At 54.9% G+C, this 24,915-nt stretch carries 21 protein-coding genes and 1 pseudogene; 15 read left to right on the plus strand and 7 right to left on the minus strand.

Translation table 11 applies throughout. From position 1 onward, the window contains the following. Positions 1–194: 194 nt before the first annotated feature. Entirely contained in the window at positions 195–1,508 is a 1,314-nt protein-coding gene (gene srmB / locus ABIE29_RS14600; protein WP_429619456.1) for an ATP-dependent RNA helicase SrmB, read from the minus strand. A gap of 87 nt (positions 1,509–1,595) precedes the next feature. Here srmB and trmN point away from each other — a divergent pair, with 87 nt between their 5' ends. After that, the gene (gene trmN / locus ABIE29_RS14605; protein ID WP_429619457.1) at positions 1,596–2,375 is read left to right on the plus strand and encodes a tRNA(1)(Val) (adenine(37)-N(6))-methyltransferase TrmN; all 780 of its coding nucleotides are present in this window, start codon (positions 1,596–1,598) and stop codon (positions 2,373–2,375) included. 4 nt (positions 2,376–2,379) lie between these two features. Here the strand turns inward: trmN and nadB are convergent, their stop codons facing one another. Then, positions 2,380–3,981, minus strand: coding sequence for an L-aspartate oxidase (gene nadB / locus ABIE29_RS14610; RefSeq protein WP_429619458.1), 1,602 nt, complete (start codon positions 3,979–3,981; stop codon positions 2,380–2,382). Positions 3,982–4,194: 213 nt separating this feature from the next. Between nadB and rpoE the strand changes: the two genes are divergently transcribed. The 4 genes from rpoE to rseC are packed head-to-tail and all read left to right on the plus strand — an operon-like array spanning position 4,195 to position 6,886. Continuing rightward, positions 4,195–4,770 (plus strand): RNA polymerase sigma factor RpoE, encoded by a 576-nt coding sequence (gene rpoE, locus ABIE29_RS14615; protein ID WP_012146382.1) that lies wholly within the window; start codon positions 4,195–4,197, stop codon positions 4,768–4,770. Between the two features lie 30 nt (positions 4,771–4,800). Further along, complete coding sequence (gene rseA, locus ABIE29_RS14620; RefSeq protein ID WP_429619459.1) at positions 4,801–5,454, plus strand: anti-sigma-E factor RseA; 654 nt, start codon at positions 4,801–4,803, stop codon at positions 5,452–5,454. Further along, positions 5,454–6,413, plus strand: coding sequence for a sigma-E factor regulatory protein RseB (gene rseB / locus ABIE29_RS14625; RefSeq protein WP_429619460.1), 960 nt, complete (start codon positions 5,454–5,456; stop codon positions 6,411–6,413). The genes rseA and rseB overlap by 1 nt, the downstream gene beginning before the upstream one ends. After that, positions 6,410–6,886: a SoxR-reducing system protein RseC gene (gene rseC, locus ABIE29_RS14630; RefSeq protein WP_429619461.1), complete on the plus strand. Its 477-nt coding sequence runs from the start codon at positions 6,410–6,412 to the stop codon at positions 6,884–6,886. Before rseB ends, rseC begins: the two co-directional genes overlap by 4 nt. Here the strand turns inward: rseC and ABIE29_RS14635 are convergent. Beyond that, positions 6,883–7,707: a hypothetical protein gene (locus ABIE29_RS14635; RefSeq protein WP_429619462.1), complete on the minus strand. Its 825-nt coding sequence runs from the start codon at positions 7,705–7,707 to the stop codon at positions 6,883–6,885. The genes rseC and ABIE29_RS14635 overlap by 4 nt on opposite strands. A 534-nt stretch (positions 7,708–8,241) precedes the next feature. Between ABIE29_RS14635 and lepA the strand changes: the two genes are divergently transcribed. The 7 genes from lepA to acpS all read left to right on the plus strand — a co-directional run bounded on the left by lepA (position 8,242) and on the right by acpS (position 14,788). Next, positions 8,242–10,041: a translation elongation factor 4 gene (lepA, locus tag ABIE29_RS14640; protein ID WP_429619463.1), complete on the plus strand. Its 1,800-nt coding sequence runs from the start codon at positions 8,242–8,244 to the stop codon at positions 10,039–10,041. A 31-nt stretch (positions 10,042–10,072) separates the two neighbouring features. After that, positions 10,073–11,050, plus strand: a complete 978-nt coding sequence (gene lepB / locus ABIE29_RS14645; RefSeq protein WP_429619464.1) for a signal peptidase I — start codon at positions 10,073–10,075, stop codon at positions 11,048–11,050. A 226-nt stretch (positions 11,051–11,276) separates the two neighbouring features. Next, entirely contained in the window at positions 11,277–11,957 is a 681-nt protein-coding gene (gene rnc / locus ABIE29_RS14650) for a ribonuclease III (RefSeq protein WP_021178901.1), read from the plus strand. Then, complete coding sequence (era, locus tag ABIE29_RS14655) at positions 11,954–12,862, plus strand: GTPase Era (RefSeq protein WP_021178900.1); 909 nt, start codon at positions 11,954–11,956, stop codon at positions 12,860–12,862. The genes rnc and era overlap by 4 nt, the downstream gene beginning before the upstream one ends. Positions 12,863–12,870: 8 nt before the next feature. Continuing rightward, entirely contained in the window at positions 12,871–13,602 is a 732-nt protein-coding gene (gene recO, locus ABIE29_RS14660; RefSeq protein ID WP_429619466.1) for a DNA repair protein RecO, read from the plus strand. Positions 13,603–13,676: 74 nt separating this feature from the next. Then, complete coding sequence (gene pdxJ / locus ABIE29_RS14665) at positions 13,677–14,408, plus strand: pyridoxine 5'-phosphate synthase (protein WP_179245670.1); 732 nt, start codon at positions 13,677–13,679, stop codon at positions 14,406–14,408. Beyond that, a complete protein-coding gene (gene acpS, locus ABIE29_RS14670; protein ID WP_024486233.1) occupies positions 14,408–14,788 on the plus strand; it encodes a holo-ACP synthase in 381 nt (126 codons plus the stop codon). The genes pdxJ and acpS overlap by 1 nt, the downstream gene beginning before the upstream one ends. Positions 14,789–15,026: 238 nt before the next feature. On the opposite strand, the gene ABIE29_RS14675 is transcribed toward acpS, so the two are convergent. Beyond that, on the minus strand, positions 15,027–15,287 hold the full coding sequence (locus ABIE29_RS14675; protein ID WP_021807691.1) for a YfhL family 4Fe-4S dicluster ferredoxin: 261 nt from the start codon (positions 15,285–15,287) through the stop codon (positions 15,027–15,029). 136 nt (positions 15,288–15,423) lie between these two features. After that, a pseudogene (locus ABIE29_RS14680) lies at positions 15,424–15,603 on the minus strand (MurR/RpiR family transcriptional regulator); the annotation flags it as partial. A 212-nt stretch (positions 15,604–15,815) separates the two neighbouring features. On the opposite strand from ABIE29_RS14680, the gene yfhb reads away from it, so the two are divergent. Next, the gene (gene yfhb / locus ABIE29_RS14685; RefSeq protein WP_429619467.1) at positions 15,816–16,463 is read left to right on the plus strand and encodes a phosphatidylglycerophosphatase C; all 648 of its coding nucleotides are present in this window, start codon (positions 15,816–15,818) and stop codon (positions 16,461–16,463) included. Between the two features lie 39 nt (positions 16,464–16,502). Here yfhb and yiaY read toward each other — a convergent pair whose 3' ends face one another. Then, the gene (gene yiaY / locus ABIE29_RS14690) at positions 16,503–17,654 is read right to left on the minus strand and encodes an L-threonine dehydrogenase (protein ID WP_429619469.1); all 1,152 of its coding nucleotides are present in this window, start codon (positions 17,652–17,654) and stop codon (positions 16,503–16,505) included. A 338-nt stretch (positions 17,655–17,992) separates the two neighbouring features. Here yiaY and tadA point away from each other — a divergent pair, with 338 nt between their 5' ends. Continuing rightward, positions 17,993–18,499: a tRNA adenosine(34) deaminase TadA gene (gene tadA / locus ABIE29_RS14695; protein ID WP_429619470.1), complete on the plus strand. Its 507-nt coding sequence runs from the start codon at positions 17,993–17,995 to the stop codon at positions 18,497–18,499. 17 nt (positions 18,500–18,516) lie between these two features. On the opposite strand, the gene mltF is transcribed toward tadA, so the two are convergent. Next, entirely contained in the window at positions 18,517–19,974 is a 1,458-nt protein-coding gene (gene mltF / locus ABIE29_RS14700; protein ID WP_429619472.1) for a membrane-bound lytic murein transglycosylase MltF, read from the minus strand. 275 nt (positions 19,975–20,249) lie between these two features. On the opposite strand from mltF, the gene purL reads away from it, so the two are divergent. After that, positions 20,250–24,143: a phosphoribosylformylglycinamidine synthase gene (purL, locus tag ABIE29_RS14705; protein ID WP_429619630.1), complete on the plus strand. Its 3,894-nt coding sequence runs from the start codon at positions 20,250–20,252 to the stop codon at positions 24,141–24,143. The last annotated feature ends 772 nt before the right edge of the window (positions 24,144–24,915 follow it).

Below are 24,915 nucleotides of genomic sequence, written 5' to 3' on the forward strand. Positions count from 1 at the left end.
TGCAGCGATGCTAAAACTGCCGCCGAGACGAGAACGGGAGTATGAAAGAGAAATCAGGGAGAAAAGGGCAAAATATCCCTTTAAAAACAATGCCGGTCACCTTAAGTGACCGGCATTAAGCTTCGGCTCCCTTTTCTATGCCGCTAAAATGCAAAAACCGCCCAAGAGGCGGTTTTTTAGCAACATACGGCTGATTATGCCTCTGGTTTGGCTTTTGGCTGGCGGCGCTTGCCGACGTTTTTCGCATCGCGATGGCGTACCTTCACCTTGGCCTTCTCTTTGTTCTTCAGCTTGTCTTCGACGCGCTTGGCCAGCACCTTCTTCGAAGGTTTACCGTTGCTCTTCTCGCTAGGTACCTTGGTGGTTGGGCGTAGCTCGTCGATCACGCGGGCTTTCAGTGGCTCATTGAGGTAACGCCCCACTTTGCCCAGCAGCAGATGGTCGTGCGCTTCTACCAGCGAAATGGCGGTGCCTTTACGCCCGGCGCGGCCAGTACGGCCAATGCGGTGCAGATAGGTATCGGCAGTACGCGGCATATCGAAGTTGAACACGTGGGTGATATCCAGGATATCCAGCCCGCGCGCCGCAACGTCGGTGGCGACCAGCACGTTGACGCGGCCATCCATCATGCGTTTTACCGCTTCGTTACGCTTGGCCTGCACCATTTCCCCTTCGAGATAGCAGGTATTGATGCCCGCTTCACGCAGCCAGGCGGCCAGCTCATGTACACGCTCGCGCTTACGCACAAAGATCACTGACTTCTGTACGTCCGGCTGTTGCAGCAGATGCACCAGCAGGGCGGTTTTATGCTTCACGTCATCGGCGCGGTAATACCATTGCAGGATTTTTTTACGTTCGCGACGGGACGGATCGGCTTCAACCTCAACCGGTTCCTTCAGGATACGCTCGGCAAACTCGCGGATGGCTTCGCCTTCCAACGTTGCGGAAAACAGCAACGTCTGGGTACGCCAGCGGGTTTCGGCCGAGATGGTCTCAATGTCTTGCGCAAAGCCCATATCGAGCATGCGGTCGGCTTCGTCCAGGATCAGGGTTTCTACCGCGCGGCAGTCAAAGTTTTCTTCTTTGATGTATTGCAGCAGACGGCCGGTAGTAGCGACTACCACGTCCTGGTTTTCGCTAAAGACTTCGGCGTGGTTCATATATGCCACGCCGCCGGTGATGGTGGCGATATCCAGCGAGGTATGCGCAGCCAATTCACGAGCCTGATCGGCCACCTGCATTGCCAGCTCACGCGTCGGGGTGAGGATCAGCACGCGTGGTGGGCCAGACTTCTTACGTGGGAAATCCAGCAGATGTTGCAGAACCGGCAGCAAGAATGCGGCGGTTTTGCCCGTGCCGGTCGGCGCCGAACCTAATACGTCGCGCCCGTCCATGGCTGGCGGGATCGCCTCGGCCTGGATAGCGGTGGGGCGATCGTAGCCTTTATCACGCAAAGCGAGGATCAGGCGCTCATCGAGTTCGAGTTCGGAAAAATTGGTTGCTGTCATTATCTACCTCTACTTGGGGCGCCGATTATAGACGGGATGGCCGCAGGGTTCACCCTTTTTAACTTTTACCCTAAATCAGATTGCCTTATGCTACGCCAGTTTTGTCTGCAGGTGGCCATTGTGAGTAATCAAATTAAAACTAAATCGACCCCGCGCCGCGGTGGTTTTACCTTTAAGCAGTTCTTTGTCGCCCACGATCGTTGCGCGATGAAAGTGGGTACCGATGCGGTATTGCTCGGTGCCTGGGCTGCCGTGGATAACGTGCAACGGGTGCTGGATATTGGTTGCGGTAGCGGGCTGATCGCTCTGATGTTGGCACAGCGCACGGCTAGCGAGGTCACCATTGATGCGGTTGAGCTGGATAACGCTGCCGCCTTGCAGGCGCGTGACAACGTGTGGGAGTCACCTTGGCCGCAGAAGATCCAGGTGCACAGCCAGGATATTCATCATTTTGCCCAACGGCATGCCCACTGTTACGATCTGATCGCCAGCAATCCACCGTATTTTGAGCCTTCCGTCGCCTGTCGTGACCTGGCCCGCACCAATGCCCGCTATACCGAAACCCTGACTCATGATGCCTTGCTGGATAGCGCCGAACGATTGATAACGGCGGAGGGCCATTTCTGCGTGGTGCTGCCCTACGAGATCGGTGAAGCTTTTGAAGTGAATGCCCACCAACGTGGCTGGCATACCGCGCGGCGGCTGAATATCAGCGACCGGGCCGAGACGCCAAAGCACCGTTTGATGCTGGCATTAGCGCGTAAACCGGTGGCGAAAGAAGAGGCTGAACTGGCAATAAAACTGGCGGATGGCAGCTACACCACCGATTTCCGCCAGTTGATCACCGATTTCTATCTGAACTACTGAAGCTTCAGGGTTGCAGAATGGTGGGTTTTGGCTCCGGCAACATATCCGGGTAATCCAGTGTGTAATGCAGCCCACGGCTTTCCTTGCGCTCCATCGCACTGCGCACAATCAGTTCCGCCACCTGCACCAGATTACGTAGTTCCAGCAGATTGTTGGAGATGCGGAAGTTGGCGTAATACTCGTCGATCTCCTGTTGCAGCGTATTGATGCGGCGTAGCGCCCGCTCCAGGCGTTTGGTGGTGCGCACGATCCCGACGTAGTCCCACATAAACAGCCGCAGTTCGTGCCAGTTATGCTGGATCACTACGCGTTCATCCGAATCATCCACCCGGCTTTCATCCCACTGCGGCAACTGTTTGGCCAGCTTGATGGCAGGCAGGCGTGTCAGAATATCTTCGGCGGCGGACCAGCCATAAACCAGGCATTCCAGCAGTGAGTTGGACGCCATGCGATTGGCACCGTGCAGGCCGGTGTAGCTCACTTCGCCAATCGCATACAGGCCGTCCAGATCGGTGCGGCCATGCTGATCGACCATCACGCCGCCGCAGGTGTAATGTGCCGCAGGGACGATCGGGATCGGCTGTTGCGTCAGGTCAAAGCCCAGCGTCATCAGCTTTTCGTGGATCATCGGGAAGTGCTGGGTGATGAATTCCGCCGGTTTGTGGCTGATATCCAGATACATGCAGTCCGCACCCAGGCGCTTCATCTCATGGTCAATCGCACGGGCGACGATATCGCGCGGTGCCAGTTCACCACGGGGATCAAAGTCTGGCATAAAGCGGCTGCCGTCCGGGCGTTTCAGGTGGGCGCCTTCGCCGCGCAGCGCTTCGGTTAGCAGGAAATTGCGTGCCTGCGGGTGGAACAGACAGGTTGGATGGAACTGGTTGAATTCCAGATTGGCGACCCGACACCCTGCGCGCCAGGCCATGGCGATGCCGTCGCCCGAAGAGATATCCGGGTTGGTGGTATATTGATAGACCTTGGCTGCTCCGCCGGTGGCTAACACCACCGTTTTGGCTCGGTAGGTTTCCACCAGCTCCCGCTCACGGTTCCAGACATAAGCGCCCACTACACGCCTGGTGCCTGGCAGGCCAATCTTGTTGGAGGTGATCAGGTCGACGGCATTGCGGCGCTCCATCACGCAAATATTGGGGTGAGCACTTGCTTTCGCTACCAGGGTAGTCTCTACTTCTTTGCCGGTGGCGTCGGCGGCGTGCAGGATGCGCCGATGGCTGTGTCCTCCTTCCCGCGTCAGGTGATAGCGTTCTTCACCTTGGGAATTGGTTTCGGTGTCGAATAGCACGCCCTGATCGATCAACCACTGTACACAGTGGCGCGCATTGCTGGCAATAAACTCGACGGCGTCCTTATCACACAGGCCGGCTCCGGCGATCAGCGTGTCATCAACGTGTGAGGCGATGCTGTCCGTTTCATCAAACACCGCGGCAATCCCGCCTTGGGCATAAAAGGTCGCACCTTCATTGAGCGGACCTTTGCTGAGTACAGTAACCTTGCAATGTTGCGCCAATCGCAACGCCAGGGAGAGGCCAGCAGCACCGCTACCGACGATCAGTACATCGCTAACATGTTCAGATGATGGTTGCATAACGTATGATGTGTGCAGAAGAACAGTGAAATTCATGTTAGCCTACTTGTCCGGGCAAAAGCCACGGACAAGGTGACATCAACAAAAAAACAATGGCTGTATGGAACTTAGCGTTCCGTATGAACTCCAAGCGAGTGCTTGCTCAGGAAAATAATGTATGGCTGGCGGTACAATTTCACGCGTGGAGATAGATTTGGGGAGAATTTACCTCGGATGAGCGAGCAGTTAACGGATCAGGTTCTGGTTGAGCGGGTCCAGAAGGGCGATCAGAAATCGTTTAACTTACTGGTAATTCGTTACCAGCATAAAGTGGCGAGTCTCGTTTCGCGCTACGTACCACAGGGCGACGTGCCGGATGTGGTGCAGGAGTCGTTTATTAAAGCTTATCGCGCACTGGAGTCGTTCCGTGGCGATAGCGCCTTTTACACCTGGTTGTATCGAATTGCTGTCAATACAGCAAAAAATTATCTGGTTGCTCAGGGCCGGCGCCCACCATCAAGCGATGTGGATGCCAATGATGCCGAAAATTACGAAAGTGCGGGTGCACTGAAAGAAATTTCGAACCCTGAGAACTTAATGTTGTCAGAAGAACTGAGACAGATAGTTTTCCGTACCATTGAGTCACTCCCAGAGGATCTTCGCATGGCGATAACCCTGCGGGAGTTGGATGGTCTAAGCTACGAAGAGATAGCCGCCATCATGGATTGCCCGGTCGGAACCGTACGTTCGCGTATTTTCCGTGCTCGGGAGGCTATCGATAATAAAGTTCAACCGCTGATCCAACGTTAGCGATAGCGGACACTGGAAGGGTACTTAGGCATGCAGAAAGAAAAGCTTTCCGCTCTGATGGATGGTGAAATGCTCGACAATGAGCTGCTGAGTTCATTGAGTAAAGATCGGGCGCTTCAACAAAGCTGGCAGAGCTATCACCTAATCCGTGACACGTTACGGGGTGATATCGGGCAAGTCATGCATTTCGATATCGCAGACCGTGTTGCTGCCGCATTGGAAAAAGAGCCCGCTCGTCTGGTTCCTTCGGCAATCCCCGAATCTCAACCGCAACCTCACACCTGGGGTAAACTGCCGTTCTGGCACAAGGTTCGTCCTTGGGCTAGTCAGCTTACTCAAGTCGGCGTTGCCGCTTGTGTCTCACTGGCAGTGATCGTGGGTGTGCAACAGTACAATCAGCCAACTTCCCAACCTGGCGCGGCTGAAGCACCAGCGTTCAATACGCTGCCAATCATGGGGCAAGCTTCCCCGGTCAGCCTGGGCGTCCCGGCAGACAGTTTCTCAACCGGCAGCGGCCAACAGCAGCAGGTGCAGGAACAGCGTAAGCGCATTAATGCCATGTTGCAGGATTACGAGTTGCAACGCCGTTTGCACTCCGATCAGCTGCAACTTGAACAAAGCAGGCCGCAGCAGGCCGCAGTTCAGGTTCCTGGAACTCAGTCTTTAGGAATGCAACAGCAGTAATGAAGCAAATCTGGTTCTCCGTTTGTCTTTTAACGGGCAGCCTGCTCAATTCAACAATCGCCTCGGCGCAGGAATCTGCGTCCGGGGCGTTATTGCAACAAATGAGTAGTGCCAGCCGTTCACTCAACTATGAACTCGCCTATATCAGCATCAGCAAGCAGGGGATAGAGTCATTACGCTATCGCCATGCGGTGATCGATAAGCAGCCCCTTGGGCAGTTGCTGCATATGGATGGCCCTCGTCGGGAAGTGCTGCAACGCGGTGGTGGGATCAGCTATTTTGAACCTGGTCTGGAACCGTTCACGTTGTCTGGCGATCACATCGTCGATGCCTTGCCCGCCATCGTGTTTGCCGATTTCGCCTATCTGGCGAAATACTACGACTTCATCTCCGTTGGTCGCACCCGCATTTCCGATCGGCCTTGTGACGTCTACCGCGTCGTGGCTCGTGACGGTTCCCGTTACAGCTATGTGGTCTGGATGGATATGGAGACCAAGTTGCCGCTTCGGGTCGATTTGCTCGATCGTGATGGCGAAACGCTGGAACAGTATCGGGTCATCTCGGTAGTGGTGGGCGATCAGGTGAAAAACGTCATGCAACCGTTGCTCAAGGCCAATCTGCCACCGCTATTGACTTTACCCGCCGCTGAAGACGTTAAGCTGGCCTGGAATGCCGGTTGGTTGCCCGCTGGCGTTAACGAGGTGGCGCGTAATCGCCGCAAGTTACCGAATGTGGCGGTGCCGGTTGAATCGCGGCTTTATAGCGATGGCTTGTTCAGCTTCTCGGTTAACATCAGCCCTTCGGGCAGCAATACCAGCCAACAGTTTTATCGTCAGGGCCGGCGCACCATCCAAACCGAAATTCGTAATGGCAATGAAATTACCGTGGTTGGGGAATTACCTCCTTCAACGGCGAAACGCATTGCCGACAGTATTACTTTCAAGGTAGCGCCGAAATGATGAAAGAGTGGGCCACGGTGATCTCGTGGCAACAGGGCGTGGCACAGTTGCGTTGTGAGCCTAAAGTCGGCTGTGGCAGTTGCACCGCGCGCTCTGGCTGCGGTGCTCGCGCATTTGACGAACTGGTGCCTGAAAGTGAACATCACTTGCAGGTGGCAATCGCCCAGCCTCTGGAACCCGGCCAGCGCGTCGAAGTCGGTATCGCCGAAGGCAGCCTGTTGCGCTCGGCGATGCTGGTCTATCTCACCCCGTTATTAGGCATGATGCTAGGCGGTGGCCTACTGCAATGGTGGTTGGGCAGTGACGCTGCGGCGGCACTCGGTGGGGTTTTGGGGGGCGGCCTCGCTTTCCTGATCGCCCGTACATTGGCAAAACGCCTCGGCGAACAGGCCAATTATCAACCCGTGGTGCTGCAAATCGGTTTGCCGCCCGATGCCTTGCGGTTGCACACCGAAACCGAATCCCCGATTTAATACGGCGGCCGCGTCATCGCCGGGTTGTTATAGGCGGGGATGCGGTTGTTGATCATATGCTCCATCAGCGCAACAAACAGATCGGCGCTGAACAGCGAGCCATAGCCCAGCGAAAACAGCTCATTGCCTTGTAAATCCAGCAAACGAAGGGTGCCTCGCTGCATATTGTTTTCCAGCCGGTGGATCTTTTCGATCTGAACCTGGGCCTGGGCGGTACTCAACGTGGTAGCGCTAAGCCGTAATGTTTGGGTCGGCTTCCGTTGCCACGAACCAAGCCAACCTCTTCCGCTATTGAGATAGCCGAAGGTCAATATTTCCCCCTGATAAAGCGAATTTAATGCCAGCGGTCCACGCAGCTGGATCTGTTGCTGGATCAGGGTTTCAATCAACTGCCGGGAGTGAGAAATATTGCTCTTGATGCTGTACCAGAACGCCGACTCCGAGGTGCGAAACGCCATATTGTCGTTCAGTCCGCCAAGCAGCCTGCTACCGCGAGAACGGTAGATATCGGCAATCTTTTCAAACGCAATAAACCGTTCTTTATGACTGCGCTGATCCAGCACGCGCACGCCGTGCTCATACAGGCGATAGGTCAGCATTGGTTGCAGATAATGGCGTAATGCCAACAAAATAGTGCCTAACAGAATGCTAGCCACGCCGGCTTGCAGTAAGGCCAGAACGTGAGGATCTTCCATGTTGCTCAATAACGGCATTAACAACAGCGCCGCACCGAGTGTGAACAGCAGCGTTACCGCTGCCAAAATGCCCCAGTTGACCTTGGAAAAATCGTGCCGGCTCAGCATTTGCCCTTTATCGATCATGATAAACCTTCCAATCAATGTTTAGAGGAGATGCTGGTGAACTCTGGTGGGCTTGCCGATGTCGTAGTGCCCCTGAAGTCTGTTTTTATCCAAAGTTCCTGCCACTTGTAACCGAGGGGTAAGGGAGCGTATATGAGGTTTATCCGAAATAAAATGCGTTGCTATTTAACTGTAAGTTATTGATAAAAATATTATTTATTAAATAATTAAGATTGGGTTTATTGCGTAATCGCGTAATATGTATTACCACCGGGTAAATATTCTCTGCTCCAAGAGGATTGGCGTAATTAACCCACAACTTTTATCAGGGCTACACCGCGTTAATACCTGCTTTCATCAACTGCGGCGCGTTGTAACACTAAACAACGTATAATCGAATAGCTTCCCTACACCGATTGCTAGGTTTTCAGTGTTGTGGCATGTAGAATGCTGCGATTCAGGCGAAAAATAGCCGACCCATTCACCGTCGCTTTATGTCCATGCGGGTTCCATAGGCGAGTAATTCAGAAATACCAAGGCAGAAAAACTAATTAAATGAAACACATAAGAAATTTTTCTATCATTGCCCATATTGACCACGGCAAGTCGACGTTGTCTGACCGTATTATCCAAATCTGCGGCGGCCTGACCGAACGTGAAATGGCTGCACAGGTGCTGGATTCTATGGATCTGGAGCGTGAGCGTGGTATTACCATCAAAGCGCAGAGCGTGACGCTCGACTATAAAGCCACTGATGGGCAGGTTTATCACCTTAACTTTATCGACACCCCTGGGCACGTTGACTTCTCCTATGAGGTTTCCCGCTCACTGGCCGCCTGTGAAGGTGCATTGCTGGTGGTGGATGCCGGGCAGGGCGTAGAAGCCCAGACCTTGGCCAACTGCTATACCGCACTGGACATGGATCTGGAAGTGGTGCCGGTGTTGAACAAGATTGACCTGCCAGCCGCCGATCCGGATCGCGCTGCACAGGAAATCGAAGATATCGTGGGTATAGATGCGACTGACGCGGTGCGCTGCTCGGCAAAAACCGGCGTTGGCGTGCCGGAGGTGCTGGAGCGTCTGGTGCGTGATATCCCGCCACCAGAAGGTGATGCGGATGCGCCGCTGCAAGCGCTGATCATCGACTCCTGGTTTGATAACTACCTTGGCGTTGTCTCCCTGATCCGGGTGAAAAACGGCACCCTGCGCAAGGGCGATAAAGTTAAGGTCATGAGCACCGGCCAAACCTATAACGCCGATCGCCTGGGGATTTTCACCCCGAAACGTGTCGATCGCGACGTGCTGAACTGTGGCGAAGTAGGTTGGTTGGTCTGCGCCATTAAAGATATCCTCGGCGCGCCGGTGGGCGATACCTTGACGCTGGCTCGCCAGCCGGCAGACAAAATGCTGCCAGGCTTTAAAAAAGTGAAGCCACAGGTATATGCCGGTCTGTTCCCGATCAGTTCCGACGATTATGAAGCCTTCCGCGATGCGCTGGGCAAGCTGAGCCTGAACGACGCTTCCCTGTTCTATGAGCCAGAAAGCTCCACCGCCTTGGGCTTTGGCTTCCGCTGTGGTTTCCTGGGGCTGCTGCACATGGAGATCATTCAGGAGCGTCTGGAGCGTGAATACGATCTGGAACTGATCACTACGGCACCTACGGTAGTGTATGAAGTCGAAACCACCAGTAATGAAACCATCTACGTCGATAGCCCTTCCAAGCTGCCGCCGTTGAATAACATCGCTGAATTGCGTGAGCCGATTGCGGAGTGTCACATGCTGATGCCGCAGGAATATCTGGGCAACGTGATCACGCTGTGTATTGAGAAACGTGGTGTACAGACCAACATGGTTTACCACGGTAACCAGGTGGCGCTGACCTACGAAATCCCCATGGCCGAAGTGGTGCTAGACTTCTTTGACCGTTTGAAATCCACCTCGCGCGGTTACGCGTCGCTGGACTATAACTTCAAACGTTTCCAAACTTCGGACATGGTGCGCGTTGACGTGTTGATCAACAACGAACGCGTAGATGCGCTGGCGCTGATCACTCACCGTGATAACGCGCAGTATCGTGGCCGTGACCTGGTCGAAAAAATGAAAGATCTGATCCCACGCCAGCAATTCGATATTGCGATCCAGGCGGCGATCGGCACTCATATCATCGCTCGTTCTACGGTGAAACAGCTGCGTAAAAACGTGCTCGCCAAGTGCTATGGCGGCGATGTCAGCCGTAAGAAGAAGCTGTTGCAGAAGCAGAAAGACGGTAAAAAACGCATGAAGCAGGTGGGTAACGTTGAGTTGCCGCAGGAAGCGTTCCTGGCCATTCTGCACGTGGGTAAAGACGGTAAGTAAGAGCGAAAGCTCGCGTAACTAGGGAGTTTGCATGGCGAATATGTTTGCCTTGATCCTGGCGATTGCCACGTTGGTGACCGGGATCATCTGGTGCTTTGAGCGCTTTAAATGGGCGCCGGCACGCCGAGCGAAAATCGCGGAGGTCAATGCACAGACGGCCGGTGCGGTCGACGAAGCGGCCTTGGCGAAAGTGGCCAGGCAGCCGGGTTGGGTTGAAACCGGCGCTTCGGTGTTCCCGGTATTGCTGTTGGTGTTTGTGGTGCGTTCGTTTATTTACGAACCGTTCCAGATCCCTTCAGGCTCAATGATGCCAACGCTGCTGATTGGTGATTTCATCCTGGTGGAAAAATTTGCCTACGGCATAAAGGATCCGATCACCCAGACCACGCTAATTGAAACCGGTCATCCCAAACGCGGTGATATTGCGGTATTTAAATATCCACGTGATACCAAACTGGATTATATCAAACGTGTGATTGGCGTACCTGGCGATCGCGTGACCTATGATCCGGTGAATAAGCGCGTGACGGTGCAAGAATCCTGTAATAGTGGCCAGGCGTGCGATACCGCATTGGCGGTCACCTACAGCGATATGCAACCGAGCGATTTTGTGCAAATGTTTACCCGCAGCGGCATGGGCGAAGCCAGCAACGGTTTCTTCCAGATCCCACTGAAGGATAACGTGCCACAGGGCGGTATTCGCCTTGGTGAGCGCAAGGAAACGCTGGGTAACGTGACTCATCGCATTCTGACCGTGCCCGGTGCACAAGATCAGGTTGGTGCTTACTATCAGCAGTCAGGCCAGCAGTTGGCCGAGTGGGTAGTACCCGCCGGCCATTACTTCATGATGGGTGATAACCGCGATAATAGCGCCGACAGCCGTTATTGGGGGTTCGTACCTGAGAAGAATCTGGTAGGTAAAGCCACTGCGATATGGATGAGTTTTGAAAAGCAGGAAGGTGAATGGCCAACGGGCGTCAGATTGAGCCGTATCGGTGGTATTCACTAATAGCGTTTTGCAAACTGCAGCCAATTAGGCTGCAGTTTGACAGGCAATGGGTCTATATAAACGCAGCAATATATTTCCACTCGTTGTAGAATAGCCCCTCGAGCGATAAAAGTTGGCCCCTTTTGGGCGCCACTGCAAACGAAACAGCTTTGGATTGGCTTTTGGCAAAGCAGGCCTGTTCCGTATGCTGCAAGTTTTTGACGCATTCTTGATCTATTGGTAACTCATGAACCCCATCGTAATAAACAGGCTGCAGCGGAAGCTGGGCTACACTTTTCAACAGCAGGAGCTCTTACTGCAAGCGTTAACTCACCGTAGCGCCAGCAGTAAACACAATGAACGTCTTGAGTTTCTGGGTGATTCGATCCTTAGTTTTGTCATCGCCAATGCGCTCTACCAGCGTTTTCCTCGCGTAGACGAGGGAGACATGAGCCGCATGCGTGCCACGCTGGTGCGGGGCAATACGTTGGCTGAGATGGCGCGCGAATTCGATCTGGGCGAGTGTTTACGCCTTGGGCCGGGTGAGCTGAAAAGTGGTGGATTCCGCCGCGAGTCGATCCTGGCGGATACGGTGGAGGCACTGATTGGCGGAGTGTTCCTGGATAGCGATATTCAAAACGTCGAGCGCCTGATTTTGGACTGGTATCGTAGCCGGTTGGACGAAATCAGCCCCGGTGATAAGCAGAAAGACCCGAAAACCCGCTTGCAGGAGTTTTTACAAGGTCGTCATCTGCCGTTGCCAACATATCTGGTGGTGCAGGTTCGCGGTGAGGCGCACGATCAGGAGTTTACTATCCACTGTCAGGTGAGTGGTTTGAGCGAGCCCGTCGTGGGCACCGGCTCAAGCCGCCGTAAAGCCGAGCAGGCAGCAGCGGAACAAGCGCTGAAAAAGCTGGAGCTTGAATGAGCGAAGAAAAACAATACTGCGGTTTTATTGCGATCGTAGGTCGTCCCAACGTGGGCAAATCCACGTTGCTGAACCAACTGCTGGGGCAAAAAGTCTCCATCACCTCGCGTAAACCACAGACGACCCGTCACCGCATCATGGGTATCGATACCGATGGCGCTTATCAGGCCATTTACGTCGACACGCCGGGTCTGCATATCGAAGAAAAGCGTGCCATCAACCGGTTGATGAACCGCGCGGCCAGCAGCTCAATCGGTGACGTCGAGCTGGTGATCTTCGTAGTGGAAGGCACGAACTGGACCGCAGATGACGAAATGGTGGTCAACAAACTACGCAGCCTGAAATGCCCGGTTCTGCTGGCGATCAACAAGGTCGATAACGTTACCGACAAATCCAAGCTGTTGCCGCACATTGCGTTTCTCAGCCAGCAGATGAACTTCCTCGATGTGGTGCCGATCTCTGCCGAAAAAGGCATGAATGTGGACACTATCGCGGCTATCGCACGCAAAGTGTTGCCGGAAGCGGAACACCACTTCCCGGACGATTACATCACTGACCGTTCCCAGCGCTTTATGGCGTCGGAAATCATCCGTGAAAAGCTGATGCGTTTCCTGGGTGAGGAGCTGCCTTACTCGGTGACGGTCGAGATCGAACAGTTTGTCCCGAACGAGCGCGGTGGTTATGACGTGCACGGTCTGATCCTGGTTGAGCGTGAAGGCCAGAAGAAGATGGTCATCGGCAACAAAGGGTCGAAGATCAAGACCATCGGTATTGAAGCCCGTCAGGACATGGAACAGATGTTTGAAGCCAAAGTGCATCTGGAACTGTGGGTGAAAGTGAAATCGGGCTGGGCGGACGACGAACGTGCGCTGCGTAGCCTGGGCTATACCGACGATCTGAAGTAATACCTCCTATGGATGGCTGGGAGCGCGCTTTCGTCCTGCATGGGCGGCCCTTTAGTGAAACCAGCCTGATGCTGGACCTGTTCACGGAAGGTCATGGGCGGGTGCGCTTGCTGGCAAAAGGCGCACGCAGTCGCCGTTCCAATCTAAAGGGTTGCTTGCAACCCTTTACTCCTCTGTTGGTACGCTGGGGCGGTCGTGGCGAAGTCAAAACGCTGCGCGGTGCCGAAGCGGTCTCCCTTGGTTTACCCCTCACTGGCATGATGCTTTACAGCGGTCTTTACGTGAACGAACTGTTGTCACGGGTGCTGGAGCAGGAAGGCAACTATTCGGTGTTGTTCTTCGATTATCTGCAATGCTTACAGGCTTTGGCGGCGGAGGACAGTTCCCCGGAACATGCCCTGCGGCAGTTCGAGTTGGCGCTGTTGGGGCACCTGGGTTATGGGCTGGATTTCCTCCATTGTGCGGGTAGCGGTGAGCCGGTGGATGACGGCATGACCTATCGCTATCGTGAAGAAAAAGGCTTTATCGCCAGCCTGGTGGTGGATCATTACAGTTTTACCGGCCGTGAACTCCGCGCCCTGGATGAACGCCAATTCCCCGATGCTGCAACCCTGCGTGCAGCCAAGCGCTTTACCCGCATGGCGCTAAAACCCTATCTCGGCGGTAAGCCGCTGAAGAGCCGTGAACTGTTTCGCCAGTTCGTGCGCAAACAACCCGACTCCCCCGTCGACGAAGCCTAAGCGGTTTCTGCTTTTGCCGTTTTGTTCGCCCGTGTAAACTGCTGCTACTGAAAATGACTTAGTAGAGGGTTGTCATGGCTGATTTACTGCTGGGCGTCAATATCGATCATATTGCCACGTTACGTAATGCGCGCGGCACCAATTACCCGGACCCGGTGCAGGCGGCATTTATTGCCGAGCAGGCGGGGGCCGATGGCATCACCGTTCATCTGCGTGAAGATCGCCGTCATATCACCGACCGCGACGTGCGTATCCTGCGCCAAACCATCCAGACCCGTATGAACCTGGAAATGGCCGTCACCGATGAAATGCTGGATATTGCCATTGAGCTGAAACCTCAATTTTGTTGTCTGGTGCCGGAAAAGCGCCAGGAAGTGACCACCGAAGGCGGGCTAGACGTGGCCGGGCAGCAGGATAAAATGGCCGTGGCGGTTGAACGCCTGGCACAGGCTGGCATTTTGGTTTCGTTGTTTATCGATGCCGACCATCGTCAGATCGACGCGGCAGTGGCCGTCGGTGCGCCTTATATCGAGATCCATACCGGTGCCTATGCTGAAGCGCAGGGCGATCTGGCCATTCAAGCCGAGCTCAAGCGTATTGCCAAAGCGGCCACCTACGCGGCCAGCAAAGGCCTGAAGGTGAATGCAGGCCACGGTTTGACCTACCATAACGTACAGCCGATTGCCGCGCTGCCAGAGATGCATGAGCTGAATATCGGCCATGCCATTATTGGTCAGGCGGTGATGAGCGGTTTACCAGCCGCGGTGGCGGACATGAAACTGCTGATGCGGGAAGCGCGTCGCTAATGGCGGTACTGGGCTTGGGAACCGACATCGTGGAGATGGCGCGTATCGAAGCGGTGGTGGAACGCAGTGGCGATCGCCTGGCTCGCCGGGTGTTAAGCCCGGCTGAATGGGAGGTGTATCAGCAGCATCAGCAGCCGGTACGCTTCCTGGCGAAACGTTTTGCGGTCAAAGAGGCCGCCGCCAAGGCGTTCGGCACCGGCATCCGCAACGGCCTGGCGTTCAATCAGTTCGAAGTGTTCAATGATGGCCTGGGGAAACCCAATATCCGGCTGCATGAACGTGCTGCCGAGCTGGCACAGGAAATGGGGGTGAAGTCGATCCACGTTTCTCTGGCAGATGAACGCCGTTATGCCTGTGCCACGGTGATCATCGAGGGGTAAGGAAGGATCAGCCCTGAGTGGTTGTCAGGTGCCGGAGTCAATCTGTGACACTTTCAGTCCCCCTCTCCCCAACCCTCTCCCACAGGGAGAGGGAGCTGTCCGGAGTGCTTGGTTGGCCCGTGCACCTTCGGGAAGTGGGTACAAGAAAGAAGGATGCTGGGGTATTGCGCAGAAAAATTAGCGAACTCGATCGGTTCCCTCTCCCTTTGGGAGAGGGTTAGGGTGAGGGGCGTTTAACTCACAAACTATCGGCATGGTGCAGCACGACAAACTTGTCCCACAGCTGTTCCTGGTTCTCTACGTGCTGCGGATCGGTAATGATGGTGTTATCGATCGGGCACACCTGCTGGCAGGTTGGGGTCTCGTAATGCCCCACGCATTCGGTGCAGCGGTTGGCATCGATCTGATAAATCTCATCCCCCATCGAAATCGCCTGGTTCGGGCATTCCGGCTCGCACATATCGCAGTTGATACATTTGCGTGTGATTAGCAGGGCCATGGCAACTCTCTCATTATTTACAGGGGTATTTCGCAGAGCGCAGATTATACGCCTTATACCCGTTTTTTCACTAATTGTTCGCTGTGGTGGATGCGATCGTGGGTTTGATCGAGCTCGTGCTGGAGCAGCGCCATATGTAGCCCAGTTTCTGGGCGAACTTGACCACGTTCGATTGGCTGACACCGGCCAACTGGGCCAGCTTTTGTGAGCTGAGGTGACGGACCTGTTCAGCGTTATCCAACAGAAAGTCCGCCAGTTTGCGATCGTTTTGCGCCAGCGTTGGGTACATCTGACGAATGCGAAGAAGGGTACTCATGGTTTTTTCCTTTGAGCCAGTTGGCATTCTGCCACGCCGGTGGCAAAACGGGCAGCAATCATTTTTGCGAGCAGCAACACTATGACTTGATGAGTTAACACGCCTTTGGCGTTGACCAATGTCGGTTGTATCTGCTCGGCCTAGTGACTAGGATAATAGCCGGTTGTATTTTCACCTGCATAATGGGGGTCAACGATCCCGAGGAGTAACGCTTGACGGAAAAACCGGTTGCACAGGCCCGGCGCGTGGTATTTTTCGATCTGGATGGCACCTTGCATCAGGAAGACATGTTTGGCAGTTTCTTGCGCTTTTTGCTACGGCATCTGCCGTTGAACCTGGTGCTGGTGGTGCCGCTGTTGCCCATTATCGGATTGGGTTTGTTGATCGGTGGGCGGGCGACTCGCTGGCCCATGAGCCTGCTATTGTGGGCAATGACCGTTGGTCGAACAGAGGCCAGGCTGAAAGCGCTGGAGGCGAAATTTGTCGACTATTTTCGCCGTAAGGTCACCGCGTTTCCGGTCGTGCAGATGCGTTTGCGCCAGTACCTGGATGCCCAGGATGCTCAGGTATGGCTGATCACCGGCTCGCCGGAACGGCTGGTGGAGCAGGTTTATCGGGATTCTGCGTTCCTGCCACGGGTACGGTTGGTGGGGAGCCGCATTGTGCGTCGCTACGGGGGCTGGGTGTTGCCCATGCGCTGCCTGGGCGAACAAAAGGTGGTGCAACTGGAGCAGCGCCTGGGAGCGCCATTGAAACTGTTTAGTGGCTACAGCGACAGCAAGCAGGATAACCCTTTACTCTATTTTTGCGAACACCGCTGGCGGGTGGGTAAAGAAGGTGAGTTACAGCAGTTGGATTAAATAAGGCTCCCCCAGTAAAACGAGGGAGCCTGGCAGCGGTTACATGGCTGCTTTAAAGATTGCCACGATCTGTTCGTGGCTCGCCTGGATTGGATTGGTGAATCCGCAGGCATCGTTCAGGGCGTTAGTGGCTAACGTAGCAAAGTCTTCTTCTTTGACCTGCAGATCGCGTAAGCCAGCAGGAATTCCCACATCTTTCGCCAGTTGGCGAATGGCAGCGATACAAGCGGCCGCCCCTTGCTCATCGCTAAGGCCTGTAACATTTACGCCCATAGCGGCGGCAATGTCTTTCAGACGCCCGGCGGCAACCTGAGTATTGAACTCTTGCACGTGTGGCAACAGTACGGCGTTACAGACGCCATGGGGCAGGTTGTAGAAGCCACCCAACTGGTGCGCCATTGCGTGCACATAACCCAATGAGGCGTTATTAAATGCCATACCGGCCAGGAACTGGGCATAGGCCATGTTCTCGCGCGCCTGCATGTTTTGCCCGTCGTTGACCGCATCACGTAAAGACTCGGCAATCATGGTGGCGGCTTTCAGCGCACAGGCATCGGTGATTGGGTTGGCGGCGCTGGAGACATAAGCTTCGATAGCGTGGGTCAAAGCATCCATACCGGTGGCGGCGGTCAGGCCCTTTGGCATGCCAGCCATCAGGTGAGGATCGTTGACCGACAGGATTGGGGTAACGTGCTTGTCGACAATCGCCATTTTGATGTGGCGTGCTTCGTCGGTGATGATGCAAAAACGCGTCATCTCTGAAGCGGTACCCGCAGTGGTATTGATCGCGACGACCGGCAGTTGTGGTTTGGCGGAGCGATCAACCCCTTCATAGTCTTTGATTTCCCCGCCGTTAGCGGCGACCAGGGCAATCCCTTTTGCGCAGTCATGCGGCGAACCGCCACCCAGAGAAACGACACAGTCGCAGCGATGTTCGCGCAGCAGTTCCAGACCCTGTTTTACGTTTTCCGTGGTCGGGTTGGGATGCGTGCCGTCATAGACGCAGCTTTCAATGTCCTGTGCCGCTAACAGCGCCTGTACCTGAGCTACGACGCCAATGCCGTTCAGAACCTTGTCGGTAACGATCAGTGCGTGATGCAGACCATGTTCTCTCATGGTTTTTGCCGCGTCTTCCAGGCAACCGGAACCAATCATGTTGACGGAAGGGATAAAGAATGTTGAGGCAGCCATAACCTACTCCTTATAAAGGCTTTTTGCGTGAGGTAAACATTACCGCGCTAATGCTTAAGAGAATATGATCTATCACAATTTAGCTAGACAAAATTTGCTTAATTTTACAGCTTGATTTTCCAATGCTTTATTAAAGTTATCTTAACTCCTAAGGAATGAACAAAATTTAATCATTATTAAATGTGATGTTATTGATTTGTTGGTGGTGTTTTAAGCGATCGACAACCGTGGCAGGTTCAGGGTTTTTCATGCTTATTTGCATCAACATGGCCGAGTGACTGTGGCAAAAGGATCTACTGTGTATAATGTCCGCCGCGATGCGCACGAGGATTGATGTGGTGAATGAATATAGTGATGAGTATTGGATGCGTCAGGCATTAAGCCTGGCTCAACGTGCGCAGGAAGAAGGTGAGGTGCCGGTTGGGGCGCTGCTGGTGCTCGACAATCAGGTGATCGGCGAAGGTTGGAACCGGCCAATCGGCCGCCACGATCCCACCGCTCATGCTGAAATTATGGCGCTGCGGCAGGGGGGGGCGGTCTTGCAGAATTACCGCCTGCTGAATGCCACGCTGTATGTCACGCTGGAGCCTTGCGTGATGTGTGCCGGGGCTATGGTGCACAGCCGCATCCGTCGTTTGGTATACGGTGCGGCCGATGAAAAAACCGGAGCGGTGGGGTCGCTGGTGGATATTCTGCGCCATCCAGGCATGAATCATCAGGTAGAAATCGTCTCGGGCGTGCTGGCAGAAGAGTGCGCCGCCACCCTCAGCAACTTTTTCCGTATACGCCGCGATCAGAAAAAAGCGTTGAAACTGGCGCTTCGGGCCGGAAAAGACCCGCAATAACTACAAGCCGGTAATCACTACAGGGCCAGCGCCAGCTTGGCTTGCACGGCCGGATAGCCCTTGGCCAGGTCGGCCTGTTTCATTGCTTCTGCTGCCTTTTTCTCTTTTTCCAACAGATAGCCCACCAGGCTGACCTGATAACGGCGGATGTTTTCCACGTAGTTATAGGCTTCGCGGCCACGGGCATAGCCATAGGTGAGTGACGGGTAGTAGCGCTTCTGGCTAAGCATCGGCAGACGTTGTTTCACATCGACCCAACTGTCGGGGTTGCCTTGCTGGCTTTTGGTGAGTTTACGCGCGTCCAACATATGGCCCCAGCCCATGTTATAGGCGGCCAGTGCGAACCAGATCCGTTCATCTTCCGGCACTGTGTCAGGCACCTTATCCATCAGACGCTGCAGATAGAGCGCTCCGCCTTGAATACTCTGTTCCGGATCGAGTCTGTCGGTGACACCCAGGCCGTCAGCGGTGGCTCTGGTCAGCATCATCAGCCCACGGACGCCGGTGGGGGAGGTTGCCTGTGGGTTCCAGTGTGATTCCTGATAGGCGATGGCGGCCAGCAGCTTCCAGTCAATTTCGCTGGCATACTTTTCAAACAGCGAGCGGAAAGTGGGCAATACCGAGTCGATGGCGGAAAGGAAAGTTTTGGTATCGACGTAGTCAAAGCTGCCCACGTGCCCCAGATACTTCTCTTCCAACCGAGCCAGCGTGCCGTCTTCTACCCTCTGACTATAAAAATCCAGCAGCGCGGCGTACAGGCTATCGTCATCGCTGCGCTTCAGGTACCAGGTCACAGGTTCTTCATCGGTAATGTCAAAAGCGACGGCCAGCTGCGGGTGGATGCGTTGCAGCAGGGCAATGGTCACGGAATCGCCGATAGTGTAATCCAGTTTGCCATCGGCCACCTGTTCCAGCAGCTCTTTAGACGTCAGATCGCTTGACGCTTCCCAACTGAGGTCGGGGTATTTGCTTTGTTTGAGCTGCTTTAACGTGCTGACGTGCGCCGAACCGGAGGCCACTGCCAGCTTGCCTTTGATATCGGCAAAGGTTTTTGGCCGCGCGGTTCCCAGCCGGTAAACCAACTGCTGGGAAACGGAATAATATGCCGGGCCGGTACTGGCGCGGCTGAGGCGATCCCGGTTGTAGATCAGCCCGGCAGCGAGCAGATCGGCATTGTCATCATCGAGATCGTCAAACAGATCATTGATGTTTTGGTGTGGGATCACCACCAGCTTGACCCCCAGGTAGTTGGCAAAGCTTTTTGCCAGCTCATAGTCAAGGCCACTCGGCCCCTGTGGAGTAGTGAAATAGGTTAACGGTGAGTTCAACGTGCTGACGCGCAGTTCTCCCCGCGATTTGATTGCCTCGAGTTGGCCTCCCTGCCCGCCACGCCAGGCGATATTGGGCCACAGGGCAAGCGCCAGTAGCAGGGTCACAATACCGATCAGGAAGTAATTTATTTTTAGGCGTTTCAAATAGTTATCTCAAATAGATGCACGCTTTATGTTGGCCGGAATCAGGTTTTTTTCATGGTTAAATCACCAGTGCCGGGGCATTTTGCGCAACATTACGCCAGCGCGCAACTTTATTGATACGTTATGATAATTTGATCGAGAGAATAGCTTTTATCAATAATAGCTACGCAAACGGTTTCGTCGGCGGCGCGGATTCTCTATAATGGCGCGCGTTTTCCCCCTGTTGCGCCCAATGAAGTGCTGAACCCAGTTGCTTCGAAGACGAGAGAACTTTGATTATGGAAATACTGCGTGGTTCGCCCGCTTTGTCGGCCTTTCGTATTACCAAACTATTGTCCCGCTGCCAGGATGCTCAACTCCCGATCGTTGATATCTATGCCGAGTACGTTCACTTTGCCGATGTCAGCGCACCGCTAAGCGCCGAAGAGCAGGCTAAGTTGCAACGGCTGCTCAAGTACGGCCCTTCTCTCGCTGAACATGCTCCGCAAGGCCGCCTGCTGTTGGTGACGCCGCGTCCGGGCACCATTTCGCCGTGGTCTTCCAAAGCCACCGATATCGCCCATAACTGTGGCCTGACGCAGGTAGTTCGTCTTGAGCGCGGCCTGGCATTTTATGTCACCGCGCCGACGTTGAGCGATGCCCAGTGGCAACAGCTTGCCACCCTGCTGCACGATCGCATGATGGAAACGGTATTCAGCGAACTGCAACAGGCGGAAACACTGTTCTCTCATCATCAGCCCGCCCCGTATCAGACGGTGGATATTCTGGCGCAAGGCCGCAGCGCGCTGGAACAGGCCAATACCAAACTGGGGCTGGCCCTGGCGCAAGACGAGATCGACTACCTGCTGGCCGCCTTTACCGAGTTGGGACGCAACCCAACGGATATTGAGCTGTACATGTTCGCACAGGCTAACTCCGAACATTGCCGCCACAAGATTTTCAACGCCGACTGGATCATCGACGGCGAACAGCAACCGAAGTCGTTGTTCAAAATGATCAAAAATACCTTTGAGCAGACGCCGGACTACGTGCTTTCTGCTTATAAAGACAACGCGGCGGTGATGGAAGGCTCATCGGTGGGGCGCTTCTTTGCCGCACCGCAAAGCGGCCTGTATGACTATCATCAGGAAGAAGCACACATCCTGATGAAGGTGGAAACCCACAACCACCCAACGGCGATCTCGCCTTGGCCAGGTGCTGCGACCGGTTCTGGCGGTGAGATCCGCGACGAAGGCGCAACCGGCCGTGGCGCGAAGCCGAAAGCTGGCCTGGTAGGTTTCTCTGTTTCCAACCTGCGTATTCCGGGGTTCGAACAGCCTTGGGAACAGGATTTCGGCAAGCCGGATCGCATCGTCACCGCGCTGGATATCATGACCGAAGGCCCATTGGGTGGTGCGGCATTCAATAACGAGTTTGGTCGCCCGGCGCTGGTCGGTTACTTCCGTACTTATGAAGAACGCGTCAATAGCCATAACGGCGTTGAGCTGCGTGGCTACCATAAACCGATCATGCTGGCAGGCGGCCTGGGTAACATCCGCGCCGATCATGTGCAAAAAGGTGAAATCACCGTAGGCGCCAAATTGGTGGTGCTGGGTGGCCCGGCGATGAACATCGGTTTGGGCGGCGGGGCGGCTTCGTCGATGGCTTCTGGCCAGTCTGACGCCGATCTGGATTTTGCCTCGGTACAGCGTGATAACCCGGAAATGGAACGCCGCTGTCAGGAAGTGATCGACCGCTGCTGGCAGATGGGCGATAGCAACCCGATCCTGTTTATCCACGATGTGGGGGCTGGTGGCCTGTCGAACGCGATGCCGGAACTGGTCAGCGACGGTGGCCGCGGCGGTCGTTTCGAGCTGCGTGACATTCTCAACGACGAGCCGGGCATGAGCCCGCTGGAAGTGTGGTGTAACGAATCCCAAGAGCGTTATGTGATGGCGGTAGCGCCTGAGCAGATGGCGACCTTTGAGGAAATCTGCCGCCGTGAGCGCGCACCTTTCGCGGTGATTGGCGAGGCAACGGAAGAACGCCATCTGACGCTCAACGATCGTCACTTTGACAATCAGCCGATCGACATGCCGTTAGATGTCCTGCTGGGCAAAACGCCAAAAATGACCCGCGACGTGAAACGTCAGCAGGCGCGCGGCGAAGCATTGCAGCGTGCCGGCATCACCATTGCCGATGCGGTCAAGCGGGTGCTGCACCTGCCTGCCGTCGCCGAGAAAACCTTCCTGATCACCATTGGCGACCGTACCGTCACCGGCATGGTCGCGCGCGACCAGATGGTTGGCCCGTGGCAGATCCCGGTAGCCGATTGTGCGGTAACCACGGCCAGCCTGGACAGCTATTACGGGGAAGCGATGTCGATCGGTGAGCGTGCTCCCGTCGCATTGCTGGATTTTGCCGCCTCTGGCCGCCTGGCGGTAGGGGAAGCGTTGACCAACCTGGCCGCGGTGGAAATCGGTTCGCTCAAGCGGGTGAAACTTTCCGCCAACTGGATGGCTGCAGCGGGCCACCCTGGCGAAGATGCCGGTCTGTATGAAGCGGTGAAGGCGGTGGGGGAAGAGCTTTGTCCTGCGCTGGGGATCACCATTCCGGTGGGCAAAGACTCAATGTCGATGAAAACCCGCTGGCAGCAAGGCAATGAACAGCGGGAAATGACCTCACCGCTGTCGCTGGTGATCACCGCATTTGCCCGCGTCGAAGATGTGCGCCACACCGTGACGCCGCAATTGCGCACCGACAAGGGGGATAGCGCGCTGTTACTGATCGATCTGGGTAATGGCCACAATGCCCTGGGGGCAACGGCGCTGGCACAGGTCTATCGCCAACTGGGCGACAAGCCAGCCGATGTACGCAACGTGGAGCAATTGGCCGGTTTCTTCAACGCGATGCAGCAGCTGGTGGCGGATCGTACGCTGTTGGCCTATCACGACCGTTCCGATGGCGGCCTGCTGGTCACCTTGGCCGAGATGGCGTTTGCCGGGCATTGCGGCGTGGAAGTGGATATTCAGGCTCTGGGTTCCGACGCCTTGGCTGCCTTGTTCAATGAAGAGCTGGGTGCGGTGATCCAGGTGCCTGCTGCGCAGTTGGCAGCCGTACAGCAAGTATTTGCCCAATATGGCCTGACGGATAACGTGCATCATCTTGGCCAGGCGCTGAGTGGCGATCGTTTCGTTATCACCAGTGCTGGCAAACCGGTGTACAGCGAAAGCCGCAGCACCCTGCGTACCTGGTGGGCTGAGACCACCTGGCAGATGCAGCGCCTGCGGGATAACCCGGAATGTGCCGATCAGGAGCACCAGGCCAAGCAGGACGAACGCGATCCGGGCCTGAACGTCAAGCTGACCTTCGCTACGGACGATGACATTGCAGCGCCTTATATCGCCAAGGGGGCACGTCCTAAGGTTGCGGTATTGCGTGAGCAAGGGGTTAACTCCCACGTTGAGATGGCGGCGGCGTTCCACCGTGCCGGTTTCGATGCGGTTGATGTTCACATGAGCGATCTGCTGGCAGGCCGCCGCGATCTGCAAGAGTTCCACACGCTGGTGGCCTGTGGCGGCTTCTCTTATGGCGACGTGTTGGGGGCAGGGGAAGGCTGGGCGAAATCGATACTGTTCAACGAGCGTGTACGTGATGAGTTTGCCGATTTCTTCCATCGTCCACAGACCTTGGCGCTGGGCGTTTGTAACGGTTGCCAGATGATGTCCAACCTGCGTGAACTGATCCCGGGGGCTGAGCATTGGCCGCGCTTTGTGCGCAACCTGTCGGATCGTTTCGAAGCGCGCTTCAGCCTGGTGGAAGTTGCCAGTAGCCCGTCGCTGTTTATGCAGGGTATGGCAGGCTCGCGCATGCCGATTGCCGTTTCTCATGGTGAAGGCCATGTAGAAGTGCGCGATGCGGCGCATCTGGCGGCGTTGGAACATCACGGCCTGGTTGCGTTGCGCTTTGTCGACAACCATGGTCGAGTGACCGAAGCTTATCCTGCCAACCCGAACGGTTCACCGAATGGGATTACCGCAGTGACCAGCAGTAATGGCCGCGCCACCGTAATGATGCCGCACCCTGAACGCGTGTTCCGCACCGTCAGCAACTCCTGGCATCCGGAGGAGTGGGGTGAAGACAGCCCTTGGGTGCGCATGTTCCGCAATGCTCGCAAGCAACTGGGGTGATTTAACCTGAGGTTTGCGTGAAAGTTTACTGAGGCGCCGCATTGGCGCCTTTTTTTATTTCTTTATTTTTTAGCTAGTTAGTCTGAATGTCGGTTTTTAGAGACAAAGGCCATATTGCCTGTCTCTAAAAAGAGACATTTAACTCATTGATTTTAATGATGGTTAAATCGTTTGGATTTAGCTGTCGTGTTTTGGCGACAGTAAGGCGGGTTATTACTCGCATTCAACTACCCTGGCAGAGGTGATAAAACGAGGGTTAAATAATTTATCTTTAATAAACATGTAATTATAATATTTTTTGCAAAGTTGGCACGGAAGGTGCATTATAACTGTCAGTTGCTCATTCACCTTTTTATGATTGGCCCCGTCTAGTACGGAACAGCGCCTCATAAGCCTCCGAATGATGCCTAAGAAATGGTGCCTATCGTCCAACCAAACCGATAACAGACGCGCAAGCGGCTTTATCAAGCATCGGACGACACGTGGAGTGAGGCACCGCCTAGTATCCAACTGTGATGAAGTGTTCATCAATCCCGGATACTTTTTGGATGCTATTCGTCCTGATCAGATGCCAGCCTCGTGCTACATCACCTGGGGACGAGGAGTAAGGGCATCCGCATATTCCTTGCGATGGGGCATCATGCCCCAGCGTCAAAATCCAAACTGCATTGCCTCCGTTATTTCCCTCGATACGTTCTCAAACCACATCAGTTTCCTCTTTGGGGATGATGGGTTATTGGCGCGATCCAGCAACTTTTTTTCCCTCACCCCA

The sequence above is a fragment of the Serratia sp. 2723 genome (assembly GCF_050434425.1).
In the GTDB taxonomy this organism is placed as follows: Bacteria; Pseudomonadota; Gammaproteobacteria; order Enterobacterales; family Enterobacteriaceae; genus Chania.